The sequence below is a fragment of the Kosakonia sp. LAM2021 genome, assembly GCF_016620385.1.
Classification (GTDB): Bacteria; Pseudomonadota; Gammaproteobacteria; order Enterobacterales; family Enterobacteriaceae; genus Kosakonia; species Kosakonia sacchari.
Genome location: NZ_JAENHT010000008.1, coordinates 34,048 through 54,377, shown reverse-complemented (window position 1 = coordinate 54,377; position 20,330 = coordinate 34,048). Strand labels below are relative to the sequence as shown.

At 55.1% G+C, this 20,330-nt stretch carries 16 protein-coding genes; 9 read left to right on the top strand and 7 right to left on the bottom strand.

What is annotated here, in order from left to right; genetic code table 11:
• The first annotated feature begins 114 nt into the window (after positions 1-114).
• The 4 genes from fhuA to fhuB are packed head-to-tail and all read left to right on the top strand — an operon-like array spanning position 115 to position 6,081.
• A complete protein-coding gene (gene fhuA / locus JKP81_RS16815; RefSeq protein ID WP_200552622.1) occupies positions 115-2,367 on the top strand; it encodes a ferrichrome porin FhuA in 2,253 nt (750 codons plus the stop codon).
• Between the two features lie 47 nt (positions 2,368-2,414).
• Positions 2,415-3,212 carry a Fe3+-hydroxamate ABC transporter ATP-binding protein FhuC gene (fhuC, locus tag JKP81_RS16810; protein WP_200552621.1) on the top strand — a complete coding sequence of 266 codons (798 nt, stop codon included), beginning with the start codon at positions 2,415-2,417 and terminating at the stop codon, positions 3,210-3,212.
• Positions 3,212-4,102 (top strand): Fe(3+)-hydroxamate ABC transporter substrate-binding protein FhuD, encoded by an 891-nt coding sequence (fhuD, locus tag JKP81_RS16805; RefSeq protein WP_200552620.1) that lies wholly within the window; start codon positions 3,212-3,214, stop codon positions 4,100-4,102. Before fhuC ends, fhuD begins: the two co-directional genes overlap by 1 nt.
• Positions 4,099-6,081, top strand: coding sequence for a Fe(3+)-hydroxamate ABC transporter permease FhuB (gene fhuB, locus JKP81_RS16800; RefSeq protein ID WP_200552619.1), 1,983 nt, complete (start codon positions 4,099-4,101; stop codon positions 6,079-6,081). The genes fhuD and fhuB overlap by 4 nt, the downstream gene beginning before the upstream one ends.
• Positions 6,082-6,117: 36 nt before the next feature.
• On the opposite strand, the gene hemL is transcribed toward fhuB, so the two are convergent.
• On the bottom strand, positions 6,118-7,398 hold the full coding sequence (hemL, locus tag JKP81_RS16795) for a glutamate-1-semialdehyde 2,1-aminomutase (RefSeq protein ID WP_200552618.1): 1,281 nt from the start codon (positions 7,396-7,398) through the stop codon (positions 6,118-6,120).
• A gap of 170 nt (positions 7,399-7,568) precedes the next feature.
• On the opposite strand from hemL, the gene clcA reads away from it, so the two are divergent.
• Positions 7,569-8,975: a H(+)/Cl(-) exchange transporter ClcA gene (gene clcA, locus JKP81_RS16790; RefSeq protein WP_200552617.1), complete on the top strand. Its 1,407-nt coding sequence runs from the start codon at positions 7,569-7,571 to the stop codon at positions 8,973-8,975.
• A gap of 81 nt (positions 8,976-9,056) precedes the next feature.
• Complete coding sequence (erpA, locus tag JKP81_RS16785) at positions 9,057-9,401, top strand: iron-sulfur cluster insertion protein ErpA (protein WP_017457984.1); 345 nt, start codon at positions 9,057-9,059, stop codon at positions 9,399-9,401.
• A 48-nt stretch (positions 9,402-9,449) separates the two neighbouring features.
• Here the strand turns inward: erpA and JKP81_RS16780 are convergent, their stop codons facing one another.
• The 3 genes from JKP81_RS16780 to mtnN are packed head-to-tail and all read right to left on the bottom strand — an operon-like array spanning position 9,450 to position 11,579.
• Entirely contained in the window at positions 9,450-10,073 is a 624-nt protein-coding gene (locus tag JKP81_RS16780; protein ID WP_020456597.1) for a TRIC cation channel family protein, read from the bottom strand.
• A gap of 14 nt (positions 10,074-10,087) precedes the next feature.
• A complete protein-coding gene (gene btuF / locus JKP81_RS16775) occupies positions 10,088-10,888 on the bottom strand; it encodes a vitamin B12 ABC transporter substrate-binding protein BtuF (RefSeq protein ID WP_200552616.1) in 801 nt (266 codons plus the stop codon).
• A complete protein-coding gene (gene mtnN / locus JKP81_RS16770; RefSeq protein ID WP_017457987.1) occupies positions 10,881-11,579 on the bottom strand; it encodes a 5'-methylthioadenosine/S-adenosylhomocysteine nucleosidase in 699 nt (232 codons plus the stop codon). The genes btuF and mtnN overlap by 8 nt, the downstream gene beginning before the upstream one ends.
• A gap of 106 nt (positions 11,580-11,685) precedes the next feature.
• Here mtnN and dgt point away from each other — a divergent pair, with 106 nt between their 5' ends.
• The 3 genes from dgt to cdaR all read left to right on the top strand — a co-directional run bounded on the left by dgt (position 11,686) and on the right by cdaR (position 16,088).
• Complete coding sequence (gene dgt / locus JKP81_RS16765; RefSeq protein ID WP_200552615.1) at positions 11,686-13,200, top strand: dGTPase; 1,515 nt, start codon at positions 11,686-11,688, stop codon at positions 13,198-13,200.
• A 133-nt stretch (positions 13,201-13,333) separates the two neighbouring features.
• The gene (gene degP / locus JKP81_RS16760; RefSeq protein WP_200552614.1) at positions 13,334-14,770 is read left to right on the top strand and encodes a serine endoprotease DegP; all 1,437 of its coding nucleotides are present in this window, start codon (positions 13,334-13,336) and stop codon (positions 14,768-14,770) included.
• A gap of 160 nt (positions 14,771-14,930) precedes the next feature.
• Positions 14,931-16,088, top strand: coding sequence for a DNA-binding transcriptional regulator CdaR (gene cdaR / locus JKP81_RS16755; RefSeq protein WP_017457990.1), 1,158 nt, complete (start codon positions 14,931-14,933; stop codon positions 16,086-16,088).
• A gap of 53 nt (positions 16,089-16,141) precedes the next feature.
• Here the strand turns inward: cdaR and JKP81_RS16750 are convergent, their stop codons facing one another.
• The 3 genes from JKP81_RS16750 to glnD form a co-directional block, all read right to left on the bottom strand.
• On the bottom strand, positions 16,142-16,531 hold the full coding sequence (locus JKP81_RS16750; RefSeq protein WP_017457991.1) for a DUF3461 family protein: 390 nt from the start codon (positions 16,529-16,531) through the stop codon (positions 16,142-16,144).
• A gap of 121 nt (positions 16,532-16,652) precedes the next feature.
• Complete coding sequence (gene dapD, locus JKP81_RS16745; RefSeq protein ID WP_200552613.1) at positions 16,653-17,477, bottom strand: 2,3,4,5-tetrahydropyridine-2,6-dicarboxylate N-succinyltransferase; 825 nt, start codon at positions 17,475-17,477, stop codon at positions 16,653-16,655.
• Positions 17,478-17,509: 32 nt separating this feature from the next.
• Positions 17,510-20,185: a bifunctional uridylyltransferase/uridylyl-removing protein GlnD gene (gene glnD / locus JKP81_RS16740; RefSeq protein ID WP_200552612.1), complete on the bottom strand. Its 2,676-nt coding sequence runs from the start codon at positions 20,183-20,185 to the stop codon at positions 17,510-17,512.
• Positions 20,186-20,330: the final 145 nt, after the last annotated feature.

Here is a 20,330-nt window from a genome sequence, read left to right as displayed (position 1 = left end):
GTTTCAGGCGGCTTACTGCTTGCTATGCGCACAGCGCTTCGCATATTATGCTGCGGTCATAATAATAATTCTCGTTTACGTTATCATTCACTCATTTGAATCAGAGATAAACTAATGGCGCGTCCTAACACTGCTCAGCCAGTCAACACTACGCTGCGTAAAATCGCAGTTGTAGTAGCCACAGCGGTTAGCGGCATGTCTGTTTACGCACAGGCTGCAACAACCCAAAAAGAAGAAACCATCACCGTTACCACCAGCGCCGCTCCGCAGGAAAGCGCATGGGGACCGGCGGCGACTATTGCCGCGAAACACACGGCGACGGCCACGAAAACCGATATGCCGCTGGAGAAAACACCACAATCCATCTCCGTGGTGACCAGCGAAGAGATCGCGCTGCATCAGCCGAAATCGGTAAAAGAAGCCCTCAGTTATACGCCCGGTGTCGCGGTTGGTACGCGTGGCGCATCCAATACCTATGACTACCTGATTATTCGTGGTTTTGCCGCCGATGGGCAGAGCCAGAACAACTACCTCGACGGGTTGAAGATGCAGGGCAACTTCTACAACGACGCGGTTATTGATCCTTATATGGTTGAGCGGGCGGAAATCCTGCGCGGCCCCACTTCTGTGCTGTACGGAAAAAGCAGCCCGGGTGGCCTGTTGAATATGGTCAGCAAGCGCCCGACCACTACACCGCTGTATGAAGTGCAGTTTAAAGCCGGCACCAATAACCTGTTCCAGACCGGCTTTGATTTTAGCGACGCGCTTGATGATGACGGTGTTTTCTCCTATCGCTTAACCGGGCTGGCGCGTTCTGCTAACGCACAGCAGGAAGGGGCAAAAGAACAGCGCTACACCATTGCGCCATCGTTTAGCTGGCGTCCTGATGACAAGACCAACTTCACTTTCTTGTCCTATTTCCAGAACGAGCCGGATACCGGCTATTACGGTTGGTTGCCGAAAGAGGGGACCGTTGAGCCGCTGCCAAACGGCAAGCGTTTATCGACCGATTTCAACGAAGGTGCGAAGAACAACACCTATTCCCGTAATGAGAAAATGGTGGGTTACAGCTTCGAACACGCGTTCGACGACACCTTTACTGTGCGCCAGAATCTGCGTTACGCGCAAAACAAAACCTCGCAAAACAGCGTGTACGGTTACGGTATGTGCTCGGATCCACTCTATTCAAGCAATCCATCAACCAGCCCGTGCGCAGGTATCGCCCAGTCTGAATGGGGACATTACCTGACGCGTCAGTACGTGATTGATAGCGAGAAATTGCAGAACTTCTCTGTTGATACGCAACTGCAAAGTACTTTCTCCACCGGCGATATTGATCATATCCTGCTGACCGGTGTCGATTACATGCGTATGCGCAACGACATCAACTCGTGGTTTGGCTATGCCGGTTCTGTTGCACCGTCGGATATTTATAATCTGGATCGCAGCGATTTCGACTTTGACGCGCATTCCACGCCTTCCGGTGCTTACCAAATCCTGAACCGCCAGCAGCAAACAGGGCTTTATGCTCAGGATCAGGCGCAGTGGGATAAAGTGCTGGTGACGCTGGGCGGACGTTACGATTGGGCTAAACAGAGCGCGTACAACCGCATCTCTGACACCACAACAAAACGCGACGATAACCAGTTCACCTGGCGCGGCGGCGTTAACTACCTGTTCGATAACGGTGTAACACCGTATTTCAGCTACAGCGAATCGTTCGAACCAGCCTCTACTTCAGGGGCGAGCGGTGCGATCTTTGCACCATCGAAAGGCAAGCAATACGAAGCCGGCGTGAAATACAGCCCGAAAGATCGTCCGATTGTGTTGACCGGCGCGGTCTATCAGCTCACCAAGAGCAACAACCTGATGGCCGATCCTGCGGGTTCTTTCTGGTCGGTTGAGGGCGGTGAAATTCGCGCGCGTGGCGTTGAAATCGAAGCCAAAGCGGCGCTGTCAGCCAACCTGAATATGGTCGGTTCTTACACCTATACGCAGGCGGAATACACCACCGACACCAATTACAAAGGCAACACCCCGGCGCAGGTGCCAAAACACATGGCATCGTTGTGGGGCGACTATACCTTCTACGACGGTGCGCTCTCTGGCCTGACATTAGGCACTGGCGCTCGCTTGACCGGTTCCAGCTATGGCGATCCAGCGAACTCCTTCAAGGTGGGTAGCTACACGGTTGTCGATGCGCTGGTTCGTTACGATCTGGCTCGCTTCGGTATGGCTGGTTCCAACGTGGCGGTTCACGTCAACAACCTGCTCGATCGTGAATACGTCGCAAGCTGCTTTAACACCTATGGCTGCTTCTGGGGCGCAGAACGCCAGGTGGTGGCGACAGCAACCTTCCGCTTCTAATCTCTCTTCGGGCACGGTTCGCCGTGCCCATTTATAAGTTGGCAATCATGCAGGAAAACAACGCGCTTCCCGATACCACCTTTCAACTTAGCGATGTCACCTTTCGTGTGCCTGGTCGCACGCTGCTGCACCCGCTGTCGCTGACCTTTCCGGTAGGAAAAGTTACAGGCTTGATTGGTCATAACGGCTCCGGTAAATCCACACTGCTGAAAATGCTTGGCCGCCACCAGCCGCCATCGGACGGTGATATTTCGCTGGATGGCCAACCGCTTGCTAGCTGGAGCAGCAAAGCCTTTGCCCGCAAAGTGGCCTACTTGCCGCAGCAGTTGCCACAGGCGGAAGGGATGACGGTTCGTGAACTGGTGGCGATTGGCCGTTACCCGTGGCACGGGGCGTTGGGGCGCTTTGGCATTGCGGACAGAGAAAAAGTGGAAGAGGCGATTGCGCTGGTGGGCTTAAAACCGCTGGCGCACCGCCTGGTCGATAGCCTCTCCGGCGGCGAACGCCAGCGCGCGTGGATCGCCATGCTGGTAGCACAAGACAGCCGCTGCCTGCTACTCGATGAACCTACCTCGGCGCTGGACATCGCCCATCAGGTAGATGTGCTGGCGCTGGTGCACCGCTTGAGCCAGCAGCGCGGGCTGACGGTGATTGCCGTGCTGCACGATATCAATATGGCGGCGCGGTATTGCGATTATCTGGTGGCGCTGCGAGGTGGTGAGATGATCGCCGAAGGTACGCCGGAAGTATTAATGCGCGCCGAAACGCTGGAACACATTTACGGTATCCCGATGGGGATCCTGCCGCATCCTGCGGGTGCAGCACCGGTGAGTTTTGTTTACTGATGACTGGATTACATCACATTAGCCGGCGTCGCTTACTGACGGCGATGGCGCTCTCCCCCCTGTTGTGGAACATGCGCAGCGCGCAAGCCGCGGCGATCGATCCGACGCGTATTGTCGCGCTGGAGTGGTTGCCGGTTGAATTGCTGCTGGCGCTTGGCGTCGCGCCTTATGGCATTGCGGATGTGCAGAGTTACAACTTGTGGGTCAACGAGCCTGCGCTGCCCGCTTCGGTGATTGACGTTGGGCTGCGTACCGAGCCGAATCTCGAATTATTGACGCAAATGAAACCTTCCTGGCTGGTGTGGTCGGCAGGTTATGGCCCTTCAGAAGCGAAGCTGGCGAAAATCGCGCCGGGGCGCGGCTTCACGTTTAGCGATGGCAAAAAGCCGCTGGCGATGGCGAAGCACTCGTTAAACGAGATGGCGCAGATCCTGAATCTGGAAGCGGCGGCGAAAAAACATCTCGACGAATTTGATGCCCTGATCGAAGCGCGAAAACCGCATTTTGCGCGTCGCGGCGACCGCCCTTTGTTGATGATCACCTTGCTCGACCCGCGCCATGTGCTGGCGTTCGGACCGAACTGCCTGTTCCAGGAAGTGCTCGATTGCATGGGCATTCGTAACGCCTGGCACGGCGAAACCTCTTTCTGGGGCAGCGTGGCGGTGGGTATCGACCGGCTGGCGGAATACAAAGACGTTGATGTTATCTGTTTCGATCATGGTAACGAGCAGGATATGCAAAAACTGATGGCGACGCCGTTGTGGCAGGCGATGCCCTTCGTGCGCGCCGGGCGTTTCCAGCGGGTGCCGGCGGTCTGGTTTTATGGCGCGACGCTGTCGGCGATGCATTTTACCCGCGTGCTGGATAATGCGCTGGGAGGCCGGGCATGAACCGACGTGTTTCGCCTTTCCCCGCGTTACTGCTGACGGTGCTGTTTATCATTGCCGCCGTACTTACGTGGAACAATTTAACTATCGCTTTGCCGCGCGCTCAGTGGGCGCAGGCCTTCGTCGCGCCGGACATCAACTTTATCGATCAGATGCTGTTCCACTACAGTTTGTTGCCGCGCCTGGTGGTTTCTCTGCTGGTCGGCGCCGGGCTTGGTCTGGTCGGTGTGCTGTTTCAGCAGGTGCTGCGTAACCCGCTTGCCGAACCGACAACGCTGGGTGTGGCAACCGGGGCGCAACTGGGCGTCACCATTACTACGCTGTGGGCGATCCCCGGCGTGCTGGCTTCACATTTTGCCGCGCTGGCCGGGGCGTGTGCGGTCGGTGCGCTGGTGTTTGGCGTGGCCTGGGGAAAGCGTTTGTCGCCGGTGACACTGATCCTCGCCGGTCTGGTGGTGAGCCTCTATTGTGGGGCGATTAATCAACTGCTGGCGCTGTTCCATCACGATCAACTGCAAAGCATGTTTTTATGGAGCACCGGGACGCTAACGCAAACCGACTGGAGCATTGTGCAGCGATTGTGGCCGCAACTGCTTGGCTGTGCGGTGTTAACGCTGCTGTTGTTGCGCCCGCTAACGCTGATGGGGCTGGATGATGGCGTTGCGCGAAATCTTGGCCTGGCACTGTCGCTGGCTCGCCTGGCGGCGCTGATGCTGGCGATTGCGCTGAGTGCGTTGCTGGTCAATGCGGTCGGCATTATCGGTTTTATCGGCCTGTTTGCACCGCTGCTGGCGAAAATGCTCGGCGCGCGTCGGTTGTTGTCGCGCTTGCTGCTGGCACCGCTGATTGGCGCGCTGATCCTCTGGCTCTCCGATCAAGTTATCTGGTGGCTGACACGCGTGTGGATGGAAGTTTCCACTGGTTCGATCACCGCGCTGATTGGTGCGCCGCTGCTGTTGTGGTTGTTGCCGCGCCTGCGCAGCATGAGCGCACCCGCGATGGATGCCGGGGATAACGTGGCTGTTGAGCGCCAGCAGGTACAGTGGTTTGCGCTGGGTGGTTTAGTGCTTCTGTTGCTGGCGATGGGGTTAGCGCTGACGTTCGGGCGTGACGCCACAGGCTGGCAGTTTGCCAGCGGTCAATTACTTGACGAACTGATGCCATGGCGCTGGCCGCGCATTGTCGCCGCGCTCACCGCCGGCGTGATGCTGGCGGTGGCGGGCTGTATTATTCAGCGCCTGACCGGCAACCCGATGGCCAGCCCGGAAGTGCTGGGGATAAGCTCAGGCGCGGCGTTTGGCGTGGTATTGATGTTGTTTTTCGTACCGGGTAACGCGTTTGGCTGGCTGATGCCCGCCGGGAGTGTGGGGGCCGCGGTGACGTTGCTGATTATTATGGTTGCCGCCGGGCGCGGTGGCTTTTCGCCGCACCGCATGCTGCTGGCAGGGATGGCGCTGAGCACGGCGTTTACCATGCTGCTGATGATGCTGCAGGCAAGCGGCGATCCGCGTATGGCGACGATCCTGACGTGGATTTCCGGTAGCACTTACCACGCGTCCGGCGAGCAGGTTTTACATACTGGCGTGATGATGGTGATTTTGCTGGCGCTGACACCGCTGTGTCGCCGCTGGTTAATGATCTTACCGCTCGGTGGTGATACCGCGCGTTCAGTCGGGATGGCGCTGACACCGTCACGCGTCGGCCTGTTATTACTGGCGGCAGCGCTCACGGCAACGGCGACCATGACCATTGGCCCACTGAGTTTTGTTGGTCTGATGGCACCGCATATCGCGCGAATGATGGGTTTTCGCCGCACGATGCCGCATATGGTGATTTCGGCGCTGGTGGGGGGATTGCTGCTGGTGTTTGCCGACTGGTGCGGGCGGATGCTGCTGTTTCCGTTTCAGATCCCCGCCGGGTTGCTGTCGACCTTTATCGGCGCGCCATACTTTATCTATTTGCTGAGAAAGCAGAGCCGCTAAAAGCGTGCCTCTCCCGTCGGGGAGAGGCTTTGCGGATTATAATTTGGCGAACACGCGACGCGCGGCATCGATAGTGTTGTCAATGTCCTCTTCACTGTGCGCGACAGACATAAAGCCCGCTTCAAACGCTGACGGCGCAAGGTATACGCCTTCTTCCAGCATCAGATGGAAGAAGCGTTTAAAACGCTCTACGTCGCACTTCACCACATCCTGATAGCTGGTCACGCTTTCGGCATCGGTAAAGAACAGGCCAAACATCCCACCGACATGGTTAACCACCAGCGGAATGCCGGCTTCCTGCGCGGCGTCCAGCAGGCCGCTGGCCAGTTGTGTAGTCAGCTCGGTCAGCGTGGCGTGAATGCCCGGCTGGGCGACTTCGGTTAAACAGGCATAGCCTGCTGCCATAGCAATCGGGTTGCCGGAGAGCGTACCCGCCTGGTAGACCGGGCCGGTAGGTGCCAGCGCGTCCATCACCTCACGACGCCCGCCAAATGCGCCAACCGGCATGCCGCCGCCGATGATTTTGCCAAGGCAGGTCAGATCCGGTGTGACACCGTAATAATCCTGCGCACCCGCCAGCGCGACGCGGAAACCAGTCATCACTTCATCAATGATCAGCAGCGCGCCGAACTCATCGCACAGCGCGCGCAGGCCCGGCAGGAATTCCGGCAGTGGCGGCACGCAGTTCATGTTTCCGGCGACCGGTTCGACGATGATACAGGCGATATCCTGCGGATATTGCTCAAACGCTGCGCGTACTGAACTCAGATCGTTATAGGTGCAGGTCAGGGTGTGTTTGGCGAAATCAGCCGGTACGCCCGGCGAGTTCGGCTGACCGAGCGTCAGCGCACCGGAACCGGCTTTCACCAGCAGGCAGTCGGCGTGGCCGTGGTAGCAGCCTTCGAATTTGATGATTTTGTCGCGGCCGGTAAACCCGCGCGCCAGACGAATGGCGCTCATCGTCGCTTCGGTACCAGAGTTCACCATACGCACCATATCCATGGTCGGCACCAGTTCGGTGACCAGCTGCGCCATTTTGACTTCCATTTCGGTAGGTGCGCCAAAGCTCAGGCCGCGGCTGGCCGCTTCGATCACCGCATTGCGAATTGCCGGGTGGTTGTGACCAAGCACCATTGGCCCCCAGGATCCGACGTAATCGATATAGGCTTTGCCGTCGACATCATACAAATAAGCACCGTCAGCACGCTCGATAAACAGCGGCGTACCGCCCACGCCGGTAAAGGCGCGTACTGGTGAGTTTACACCGCCCGGGATAAGCTCACGCGCTGCGTTATAGAGGTTTTCAGACTTACTCATGCTTTTCATTCCTGGTTCGTGGAAAAATCAATGCTGGTCATTCTATGTGATTACGGGAATGTTATGAAAGTTTTGCCCCGGTGAAACGACATATTTTGCAGGGATTTTGCCCGCGACGCGGCGGCGCTTGCCGGGTAAAATGCCCCTTTTGTATTACTTATCGAAGATCAATGTCAGCACAAATCCCTTCATTTGAACAACAGCAGGTTGAGCAACGGCGACGCCGCAATATCATGCGCCAGATGCTGCAACGCGATAAAACGCCGCTGGCGATTTTGCTGGTTGCCGCCGTTGCGGGCGCAGCCACCGGATTGGTGGGCGTCTTTTTTGAAAAAGCTGTGAACGCGGTGTTGAACGCGCGCATTGGCGCGCTGGCGCAGATGGCGGACAGCGCTCTGGTATGGCCGCTGGCATTTATTGGCTCGGCGGTGCTGGCGATGATTGGCTATTTCCTGGTACGGCGATTCGCGCCCGAAGCAGGTGGTTCGGGGATCCCGGAAATTGAAGGTGCGCTGGAGGAGCTGCGTCCGGTGCGCTGGTGGCGAGTCTTACCGGTTAAGTTTTTCGGCGGTATGGGAACGCTTGGCGCGGGCATGGTGCTGGGTAGAGAAGGGCCAACCGTGCAGATTGGCGGCAATATCGGGCGCATGATGAGCGATCTGTTTCGCCTGCGTAGCGGTGAAGCGCGTCATACGTTGCTGGCGACCGGCGCGGCAGCCGGGCTTTCCGCCGCGTTTAACGCGCCGCTGGCGGGCATTCTTTTCATCATTGAAGAGATGCGTTCGCAGTTTCATTACAACCTGATCTCGATTAAAGCCGTATTCACCGGCGTGATTATGTCGAGCATTGTCTTTCGCGTGTTTAACGGCGAGGCAGCGGTAATTGACGTCGGTAAGCTCAGCAATGCGCCGGTGAATACACTGTGGCTTTATCTGGTGCTGGGTATGATTTTTGGCGCTATCGGACCGTTATTTAACACGCTGGTGTTGCGCACCCAGGATCTGTTTCAGCGTATCCACGGCGGGCATACCGGTAAATGGGTGTTGATTGGCGGTGTCATTGGCGGTTGCTGCGGGATGCTTGGGTTGATTGCGCCCGCGCTTTCCGGCGGTGGTTTTGCGCTTATCCCGATTGCGACCGCTGGTAATTATACCGTCGGCGCACTGCTGTTTATTTTCCTGATTCGTGTGGCAACCACGTTACTCTGTTTTAGCTCCGGCGCACCGGGCGGCATATTTGCGCCGATGCTGGCACTTGGCACGGTATTAGGCATGGCGTTCGGTAGCGCGAGCGCAGTGATTTTTCCGCATTATCAGCTCGATGCGGGGACATTCGCCATTGCCGGAATGGGCGCATTACTGGCCGCGTCGCTGCGTGCGCCGCTGACCGGCATCGTGCTAGTTCTGGAAATGACTGACAATTATCAGCTTATTTTGCCAATGATCATTACCTGTCTTGGTGCGACACTGTTAGCACAGTTTTTGGGCGGGAAACCGCTCTATTCCGCGATCCTGGCACGCACACTTGCCAGGCAGGATGCGGCTCGCGAAAGTGAGTTGCCGCGGGAGAATACTTGAACGATTTAGTAGCGTATTGGATAATAGCTGAAAAGGTCGGGTTACTATTTGACCAGATCGCAGTATCAACGGGAGCAAGACATGAGTGATGACGTAGCGTTGCCGCTGCAGTTTACCGACGCAGCAGCCAACAAAGTAAAAAACCTGATTGCGGACGAAGATAACCCAAATCTGAAGCTGCGTGTCTACATCACCGGTGGTGGTTGCAGCGGCTTCCAGTATGGTTTTACCTTTGACGATCAAATCAACGATGGTGATATGACCATTGAGAAGCAAGGCGTAGGCCTGGTGGTTGACCCGATGAGTCTGCAATATCTGGTTGGTGGTTCAGTTGATTACACCGAAGGTCTGGAAGGTTCCCGCTTTGTGGTGACTAACCCGAATGCGACCAGCACCTGCGGTTGCGGTTCTTCTTTCAGTATTTAATGAATCCCTTCATGCATAAAAAGCCGTGTCACTGACACGGCTTTTTTGTTATCTGCCTGATTCATCCAGCGCAAAAGTGGGTAGCTTCAGGTGCCAGCGAATCGCCGCCAGCCTGATAACCAGCGTGACCACCATGCCCAGCATACTTGCCGTTTCCAGCGGTACGGCAAAGAAGTGATACGCCGTTGCATGGACAATGCCACCCGCAATACAGGCGGTGGCGTAGATTTCGGTACGCAGGATCATCGGCACTTCGCGCGCCAGCACATCACGAATGATACCGCCGCCGACACCGGTGACCACGCCCATACAAATTGCCACCAGCGGGCCGGTTTCAGCGAGAAAGGCTTTGTTCACGCCAATGCCGACAAACACCGCCAGCCCGACGGCATCCAGCACCGGTAATATCCATTTCGGCAAGCGGCGCGGCTGGCGTACCAGCACAATGGTCAACATGCAGGTCACCATTGCCACGACTAAATCCGTCGGATCTTTAACCCAGAATACCGGGCCGTGCGCCAGCGCCATATCGCGGATCGTCCCGCCACCAACGGCGGTCACGACGCCGAGTACCAGCACACCGAACGGATCCATTCGCAGTTTTCCCGCCAACAGAACGCCTGAAATTGCAAATACGGCGGTGCCGATAATATCCAGCCAGTAAACCAGCATGGTGAATTCCCCGGTTATTTCACCTGCGCAAGGGCAGTACAGAGTTGTTGAGCGGCGAGGATAATACGCGGGCTTGCCCGTTCAAACCAGTCACCGTGCAGAGAAATAATCGGCACATTGAGCTGGTTTCGCCAGAACTGTTCGATTCGCGGGATCTCTTTTTCATCACCCGTTACCACGATCGCCTGCGGCTGGCGCGCCAGCACCTGTTCACGGCTCACTTGTGGCCACGGTACGCGGCTGGCGGCAAAGATATTTTCCCCGCCACACAGCTCCAGCACCTGGTTCTGGATCGAACCTTTTCCGCTGGTAAATAGCGGCTGCGCGCCAAATTGCAGGAACACACGCTTTTTCGGCAGGCTGGCGTAACGGGTTTTCAATTCGTTGTACTGAGAAAGCAGCTTTTGCGCCGCCTGTTCCGCCTGCTGTGGATGCAGGCTGTATGCTTTGAGCTTACGCAATGTGTCGATGACCTGCTCAATGGTGATCGCATCCACCCACATTACGGTGATACCGAACTGCTTGAGCTGATTCACCTGACGTTCGGTATTGCCGCCGCGCCATGCCAGCACCAGATCCGGTTTCAGCGCGACAATACGTTCCAGATTCATTCCTTGCCAGCTGGCCACCTGCTCAATCTGCCTGGCTTGTGGCGGGTAATCGGAATAGCTGCTGACGCCGACAGGCGTAATGCCCGCCGCGAAAAGCAGTTCGGTATTGGCTGGTGACAGTGAGATAACACGTGGCGCGGCAAAAAGCCACGCCGGAAGCAGAATCAGCAGGGCGGCAAGCGCCCTGAAAAGAGAGTTAGCCACGCGCCAGTTTCTGTACCAGGGTTTCAACCATCAGGCTGGATTGTTTCGCAGCCACGACCAGGAACTCGTCAAAGCTCAGGTGGGATTCCTGATCCGCTACGTCGGAAATGGCGCGGACCACCACAAACGGTACGCCGTAGTTATGGCAAACGTGCGCGATGGCGGTCGCTTCCATCTCAACGGCGATCGCTTGCGGGAAGTTGTGGCGGATTTTCGCCAGACCATCGGCACCATTAATAAAGGCATCGCCGCTGACGATCAGACCGCGTACGGCGTGCAAATTCAGCTCGCCAATGCAGGCTTCGGCTGCGGCAATCAATTTGTCGTCTGCTTTGAAACCCGCCGGGCAACCGGGTAATTGACCAATATCATAGCCAAAAGCGGTTACGTCAGCATCGTGATAACGCGCTTCGTCGGAAACCACGATATCGCCCACTTTCAGCGTGGCTGCAAGGCCACCGGCTGAACCGGTGTTGATAATCACATCCGGCTGGCAGCGCTCCAGCAGCAGCGTCGCGCCCATGGCGGCAGCCACTTTACCAATGCCGGATTTCAGTAGCGCAACCTCTGTACCATTCAGCGTACCGGTGTAGATTTCGCTCCCGCCGACGTTCAGCGTCTGACGGTTCTCGATTTTGTCACGCAGCAGCGTAACTTCTTCTTCCATTGCACCAATAATGCCAATTTTCATGGAGATACTCGCTAATGTGATAAGACAGGATTACGTTTTCAGGGCATAGTCTATCATGGCATACACAATTGCATGATATCCCGTGACGCTAAGCACAGGAGAGGAAATGGCAGAGATCGACTTTCGCAACAAGATAAACTGGCGCCGCCGCTACCGTTCGCCGCAGGGTGTAAAAACCGAACGTGAAATACTGCGCATCTTCGAAAGCGATCGTGGGCGCATTATTAACTCTGCCGCCATCCGACGTTTGCAGCAAAAAACCCAGGTTTTCCCGCTGGAGCGTAACGCGGCGGTGCGCACGCGTTTGACGCATTCGCTGGAAGTTCAGCAAGTGGGGCGTTATATCGCCAAAGAGATTTTGAGCCGCCTGAAAGAGCAGCGCCTGCTGGAAACTTACGGTCTGGATGAATTGACCGGGCCGTTCGAAAGCATCGTTGAGATGGCGTGCCTGATGCATGACATTGGCAACCCGCCGTTTGGCCATTTCGGCGAAGCGGCTATCAATGACTGGTTCCGCCAGCGCCTGGCGCCGGATGATGCGGTGAGCCAACCGCTGTCGGACGATCGCTGCGAAGTGGTGGCGCTGAAATTGCGCGAAGGCGAAGACACACTGAACGCATTACGCCGGAAAGTGCGCCATGATTTAAGCCATTTCGAAGGTAATGCGCAGGGTATCCGCCTGGTTCATACATTAATGCGTATGAACCTAACCTGGGCGCAGGTCGGCTGTATTTTAAAATATACGCGTCCGGCGTGGTGGATTGGTGAACCGCCGGCGTCACACAGCTATTTAATGAAAAAACCGGGCTACTATTTTTCTGAAGAAGCCTATGTAGAACGGCTGCGTAAAGAATTAAACCTTGATACTTACAGCCGCTTTCCGCTGACGTGGATAATGGAAGCGGCGGATGATATTTCCTATTGCGTGGCGGATTTAGAAGATGCGGTAGAAAAACGGATATTTAGCGCGGAGCAACTTTATCAGCATCTTTATGACGCCTGGGGTGAGCATGAAAAAGGATCGTTGTTTGCTCAGGTTGTCGAAAACGCGTGGGAGAAATCACGCGCTAATTCGATGAGCCGTAGCGCGGAAGATCAATTTTTCATGTATCTGCGCGTCAATACGCTGAATAAACTGGTGCCGTACGCGGCACAGCGTTTTATTGATAACTTGCCGCAGATTTTCAGCGGCGAATTCAATCATGCGTTACTGGAAGATGAAAGCAGCTTTAGTCAGCTACTTGAATTATATAAAAATGTCGCCATAAAACAGGTGTTCAGCCATCCCGACGTTGAGCAACTGGAATTACAGGGCTATCGCGTCATCAGCGGGTTGCTGGATATTTATCGTCCGCTGTTACAATTATCGACGGCGGATTTTTCCGAGCTGGTGGAAAAAGAGCGTTTGCGTCGTTTCCCGATTGAATCGCGCCTGTTTCAAAAACTTTCGACGCGCCACCGGCTAGCCTATGTTGAGGCGGTGAGCAAATTATCGTCCGACGCGGCAGAGTATCCGGTGCTGGAGTATTATCACCGTTGTCGATTAATTCAGGATTATATTAGCGGGATGACGGATCTATATTCATGGGATGAATATCGTCGTTTGATGGCGGTGGAATAACGCCGTTGAATTGTAAAGAACGACAATAAATTTTTACTTTTTCCAGACACTTAATGCCTGAACTTCACGCTATAAATCGACTCTGAGTGACACATACACAGCAGTTTGCGTTAATCGGTAAAGAGTGAGAGACATGAAAAAAACCACGTTAGCAATGAGTGCACTGGCTTTGAGTTTAAGTTTAGCGCTGTCTCCTCTGTCGGCTATGGCAGCGGAAACAGCATCGTCTACAGCTGCGACATCGCAACAAATGCCTAGCCTCGCGCCGATGCTGGAAAAAGTGATGCCGTCGGTGGTGAGTATCAATGTTGAGGGCAGCACCACGGTAAACACACCGCGTATGCCGCGCAACTTCCAGCAGTTCTTTGGTGATAATTCACCGTTCTGCCAGGATGGTTCTCCGTTCCAGAGCTCGCCGTTCTGCCAGGGCGGCGGCGCACCGGGCGGGCGGGGTGATAGCCAGCAGCAGAAATTTATGGCGCTGGGTTCCGGCGTGATTATTGATGCGGCGAAAGGCTATGTGGTGACCAACAACCACGTGGTTGATAACGCCAACACCATCAAAGTGCAATTAAGTGACGGGCGTAAATTTGACGCCAAAGTGGTGGGTAAAGACCCGCGTTCCGACATTGCGCTGATTCAGATTCAGGACCCGAAAAATCTGACCGCGATTAAACTGGCGGATTCCGATGCGCTGCGCGTGGGGGATTACACCGTGGCGATTGGTAACCCGTTTGGCCTCGGTGAAACGGTGACTTCCGGGATTGTCTCTGCGCTGGGACGCAGCGGCCTGAATGCGGAAAACTACGAAAACTTTATCCAGACGGATGCAGCGATCAACCGCGGTAACTCCGGCGGCGCGCTGGTGAACCTGAATGGCGAACTGATCGGTATTAACACCGCGATCCTCGCACCGGATGGTGGCAACATCGGTATCGGTTTTGCGATCCCAAGTAACATGGTGAAAAACCTCACCGGCCAGATGGTCGAGTTCGGTCAGGTTCGCCGTGGTGAACTGGGCATTATGGGTACTGAACTGAACTCTGAGCTGGCGAAAGCGATGAAAGTCGATGCGCAGCGCGGGGCGTTTGTCAGCCAGGTGATGCCGAATTCTGCCGCCGCGAAAGCCGGCGTGAAAGCCGGGGATGTGATTACTTCTCTGAACGGTAAACCGATTAGTAGCTTCGCCGCATTGCGTGCGGAAGTCGGTTCAATGCCGATCGGCAGCAAAGTCGCGCTGGGCCTGCTGCGCGATGGCAAACCGGTGAACATTACGCTCGAGTTGCAACAAAGCAGCCAGAACCAGGTTGATTCCAGCACCATCTTTAGCGGTATTGAAGGTGCGGAGATGAGCAACAAAGGCAAAGATGGCGGCGTAGTGGTCAACACGGTGAAAGCCAATACCCCGGCCGCGCAGATTGGCCTGAAAAAAGGCGATGTGATTGTTGGCGCGAACCAGCAGCCGGTGAAAAACATCGCTGAACTGCGCAAAATCCTCGACAGTAAACCTTCGGTGCTGGCGTTGAACATTCAACGCGGTGACACCTCTATTTATCTGCTGATGCAGTAATCCGCTGTAAACCCTCTTCCCTGAGCAGGGGAAGAGGGTCTTTCCCCTGTTTTGTGAAGCTTTCCACAACTCCATACTTCTGAATGTCGCTTTGTGCATTTGCACAGTGCGTACGGTAATGTTCTTCCCTATGCTTGGGCTCTGCACACGGGAGGGTTACATGGCTGGCTGGCATCTTGATACCAAAATGGCACAGGATATCGTGGCGCGCACGATGCGCATCATCGATACGAACATTAACGTGATGGATGCACGCGGTCGCATCATTGGTAGTGGTGACCGCGAACGTATTGGTGAATTGCACGAAGGCGCGCTGCTGGTGCTCTCGCAAGGGCGAGTGGTGGATATCGACGATGCGGTTGCTCGCCATCTGCATGGTGTGCGTCAGGGTATCAACCTGCCGTTACGTCTTGAAGGCGAAATCGTGGGCGTTATTGGCCTGACGGGTGAACCGGAAACGTTGCGCAAATACGGCGAATTAGTCTGCATGACCGCCGAGATGATGCTGGAACAATCCCGTCTGATGCATCTGTTGGCGCAGGATAGCCGTTTGCGCGAAGAGCTGGTCATGAACCTGATCCAGGCGGAAGAGCACACGCCCGCATTGACCGAATGGGCGCAGCGTTTAGGCATTGATTTAAACCAGCCGCGCGTGGTGGCGGTGGTGGAAGTGGATAGCGGCCAGTTGGGCGTGGATAGCGCCATGGCCGAGTTGCAGCAACTGCAAAATGCCCTCACCACCCCTGAGCGCAACAACCTGATTGCCATTGTTTCGCTGACCGAGATGGTAGTACTAAAACCGGCACTGAACCAGTTTGGGCGCTGGGATGCGGAAGATCACCGCAAGCGGGTAGAACAGCTGATCACGCGTATGAAAGAGAACGGGCAGTTGCGTTTTCGCGTCTCGCTGGGCAATTACTTCACCGGCCCTGGCAGCATTGCCCGTTCTTACCGTACAGCGCGCACTACCATGATGGTGGGTAAACAACGTATGCCGGAAAGCCGTAGCTATTTTTACCAGGATTTGATGTTACCGGTATTGCTCGACAGCTTACGCGGCGGTTGGCAGGCCAACGAGCTGGCACGTCCGTTGTCGCGGTTAAAAGCAATGGATAATAACGGCCTGCTGCGTCGCACGCTGGCGGCATGGTTTCGCCACAATGTGCAGCCGCTGGCAACGTCTAAGGCGCTGTTCATTCATCGCAATACGCTGGAATATCGTTTGAACCGAATCTCGGAACTGACCGGACTGGATTTGGGGAACTTCGATGACAGGTTGCTGCTGTATGTGGCGCTGCAGTTAGACGAACAACATTAAAAATGATGTTGTGCCGGGTAGTGAGCCCGGCACAATGCGTTAGAACCCGCGATTTATTTCCCGCGCGTCAGCTTTTCAAGATCGGATTCGATTTCGTTGATCTTGTTGGTAACAACGCTTTCCAGGTGGCGCAGATCGTCCAGGATCTTACGTTTCAGATCCACTTCCGTGCGATCGCGCTGGCAGATTTGATCCAATTCATCAATTACATAGCGCAGGTTCGGGCTGATTTCCTGCACCTCTTTATACCCTTGGCCGACGCCGTCGGCGACAACGGTTTTACGCTGGCGCGGGTATTTGAATTTGACGCTTTTGGCAAAAAACTCGCCTTTATCCTTATGAAAATAGATTTTCAAAATATCGTTATTGGCTTCCTGGCGGAGGCTATAGCGATCGATTTCATCGGGATTGGTAATGCCTAAACTTTTCAGATTATCGTACATAGCGGTACCCTTAAGCTCAACATAACCTATGAATAATTAACGAAAAAATCTATTTTTGCCACCTGTGAATGCAAAAAAGGCGGGATATATCACCCTCTTCCGGACAGGAAGAGGGACAGACTTAGTCGATGGTGCGCAGCAGTTCGTTAATACCGACTTTGCCGCGCGTTTTCGCATCCACTTTTTTCACGATTACCGCGCAATACAGGCTGTATTTGCCATCTTTAGACGGCAGGTTGCCGGAAACAACCACTGAGCCCGCCGGTACGCGGCCATAATGCACTTCGCCGGTTTCACGATCGTAAATACGCGTGCTCTGGCCGATGTACACACCCATCGAGATAACAGAACCTTCTTCAACGATAACACCTTCGACCACTTCAGAACGTGCGCCGATAAAGCAGTTATCTTCAATGATAGTCGGGTTTGCCTGCAGTGGTTCCAGAACACCGCCAATACCCACACCACCAGAGAGGTGAACGTTTTTACCGATCTGCGCACAAGAGCCGACGGTTGCCCAGGTATCAACCATCGTGCCTTCATCAACGTAGGCGCCGATATTGACATAAGACGGCATTAGCACGGTATTGCGAGCGATAAACGCGCCCTGACGCACCGCTGCTGGCGGCACTACGCGGAAACCTTCTTTCTGGAAACGCGTTTCATCGTAGTCGGCGAATTTCATCGGGACTTTATCGAAGTAGCGGCTTTCCGCACCGTCGATAACCTGGTTATCGTTAATGCGGAAAGAGAGCAGAACCGCTTTCTTCAGCCACTGGTGGGTGACCCACTGACCATCGATTTTTTCTGCGACGCGAAGTGCGCCGGAATCGAGCAGGGCAATAACCTGATTCACCGCTTCACGGGTAACGGTATCGGCATTTGCCGGGGTGATCTCTGCGCGACGCTCGAAAGCGGCTTCAATAACGTTCTGTAACTGCTGCATTGTTTACTCTTTCCATCTGTGTAAAAAAATAATCACCCTTTATCGTTTGGATTGAGGGCCTCTGTCAACCGTTGTTGTACCTCCTTTTGCAGCGCATTATTAAGGCCACGCCGGTCGGCTGTCGCGATTATAAATAAATCTTCTACTCGCTCACCAATGGTTGTAATTCTCGCCCCGTGCAGCGAAATTCCCAGATCCGCAAACACCTGCCCGACGCGGGCAAGCAGCCCCGGCTGGTCAAGGGCAATCAATTCAAGAAACGATTTTCTGTCGGTATGGGTCGGCAGGAAATTCACTTCGGTATCGACGGTAAAGTGGCGCAATTTGGCAGGCTGGCGGCGCGGTTGTGGCGGCTGCCAGGTGTGTTGCGTAATGGCCTGTTCCAGCCCGAAACAAATCGCGTCGTGGCGATCGGCGGAAAGCGGGCTGCCGTCCGGCTCCAGCACAATAAAGGTGTCCATTGCCATGCCGTCGCGGGTGGTAAAAATCTGCGCGTCATGAACGCTGAGGTTGCGACGATCAAGCTCGGCGCACACCGCTGCAAACAGATACGGGCGATCCGGGCTCCAGATAAAAATCTCGGTGCCGCCGCGCGTAGCTTGTGGGCTGAGCAAAATCATCGGCTTGCTCAGATCATGCTGCAGCAGGTGCCGCGCATGCCAGGCGAGCTGGTTTGGGCTATGGCGAACAAAATAGTTCGCCCGACAGCGCGCCCAAATCTGATGCAACTGCTCTTCATCTATATTGTCCATGCGCAGCAACGCCAGCGCCTGAAGCTGGTGATGGCGCACGCGTTCGCGCATATCCGGCGTGTTTTGCATGCCGCGACGCAACTGTTTTTCAGTGGCGAAATAGAGTTCGCGTAGCAAGCTCTGCTTCCAGCTGTTCCACAGGGTTTCGTTGGTGGCACAGATATCCGCCACGGTCAGACAGACGAGGAAGCGCAGACGGTTTTCCGTTTGCACCTCTTCGGCAAACTGCTTGATCACTTCCGGATCCTGAATATCACGGCGCTGGGCGGTGACCGACATCAACAGATGATGGCGCACCAGCCAGGCAACCAGCTGGGTTTCGCGAGAATTCAAACCGTGCAATTCAGCGAACTTCAGCACATCTTGCGCACCCAGCACGGAGTGGTCGCCGCCGCGGCCTTTGGCGATATCATGGAACAACGCCGCAATCAGGATCAGCTCCGGGTGGGTCAAACGCGGCCACAGCTCCACGCATAGAGGGTGCTTATTTCTCGTCTCTTCTTTGGCAAAACTTTCCAGCTTCAGCAATACGCGAATAGTGTGCTCATCGACGGTATAGGCATGGAAGAGGTCAAACTGCATCTGGCCGACGATGTGCGACCACTGCGGCATATAAGCCCACAACACGCTGTGGCGGTGCATGGGCAGCAAACCACGGCTGACGGCGCCTGGATGGCGCAACATGCTGAGGAAAATGGATCGCGCTTCGGCGATATAACACAGCGGCTGCGTCAGATGGCGGCGGGCATGGCGCAAGTGGCGCAGCGTAGTGGAGTAGATGCCGGTAATGGTGCTGTTGCGCACCATGATATAGAACATGCGCAGGATGGCCTGCGGCTCACGGATAAACAGCGTTTCGTCACGCAGATCGATAAGCGAACCGCGTAGTTGAAATTCATCGTCAATCGGGCGCGGTTTCTCATCGGTGGTCAGCGCCAGAATCGCTTCATCGAAAAGCTGTAACAGCATCTGGTTCAGCTCCGCAACGCGGCGGGTGACGCGGAAGAAATCCTTCATCATATGTTCGACAGGCTGGTTGCCTTCACCGACATAATTCAGACGCTGCGCTACGCTCAGTTGGCGATCGAACAGCAGGCGGTTGTCGTAGCGACTCACTTCCAAATGCAGCGCAAAACGGATGCGCCAAAGCAGGTGCAGACACTCGTTTAGCTCATTACGCTCGGCTTCGGTCAGAAAGCCAAAGCCCACCATTTCATCCAGCGACGTGGCACCAAAGTGACGGCGAGCAACCCATTGCAGGGTGTGAATATCGCGCAGACCGCCAGGGCTACTTTTTATGTCGGGTTCCAGGTTATAACTGGTGCCGTGATAACGCTGGTGGCGCTCGTTTTGTTCCGCCACTTTTGCCGGGAAAAAAGTTTCCGATGGCCAGAAGCTGTCGCTAAAAATATGCTTTTGCAGTTCCAGAAACAGCGCGACGTCGCCAATCAGCAGACGTGATTCAATTAAGTTGGTCGCGACAGTGAGATCCGATAACCCTTCCTGTAAGCACTCATCCAGCGTACGAACGCTGTGTCCCACTTCGAGTTTGACATCCCACAGCAGCGTGAGCAGTTCGCCAATTTTCTGCGCTTGTTCGTCGGAAAGTTTGGTACGGCTGAGGATCAGTAAATCAATATCCGATAGCGGGTGCAGTTCGCCGCGACCGTAACCGCCGACCGCTACCAGCGCGGTATCACTGACGTCGCCAAAACCGTACTCCAGCCATAAGCGTTGCAGAAGTTGATCAATAAATTCGGTGCGCGCTTCAATTAATTGCTCGGCTGAAATTCCGGCGTCAAAGACGTGCCCGAGCCACTGCTGGAAAGCCTCAATATGCGCTTTGATATTGGCGCACTGGAATTCGTCTTGTGACCAAACCCCTGGATATTCAGGCTGGCCGGGAAGGGTGGGTTGTACCGCGCTGACAAATTGTTCTGAAGTGATGTTGCTCATTATGGGCCACCCGTCTGGAGTGCATATGCATAGCAAAACAACTTAAAAGAGATAATGAAAAATGAAAAGTCGTTTATATGTATGACGCTGCAGGGAAGAGCGGTAAAAAAAACGGCCCGCAGAGCGGACCGTTTATCGCGTTTGG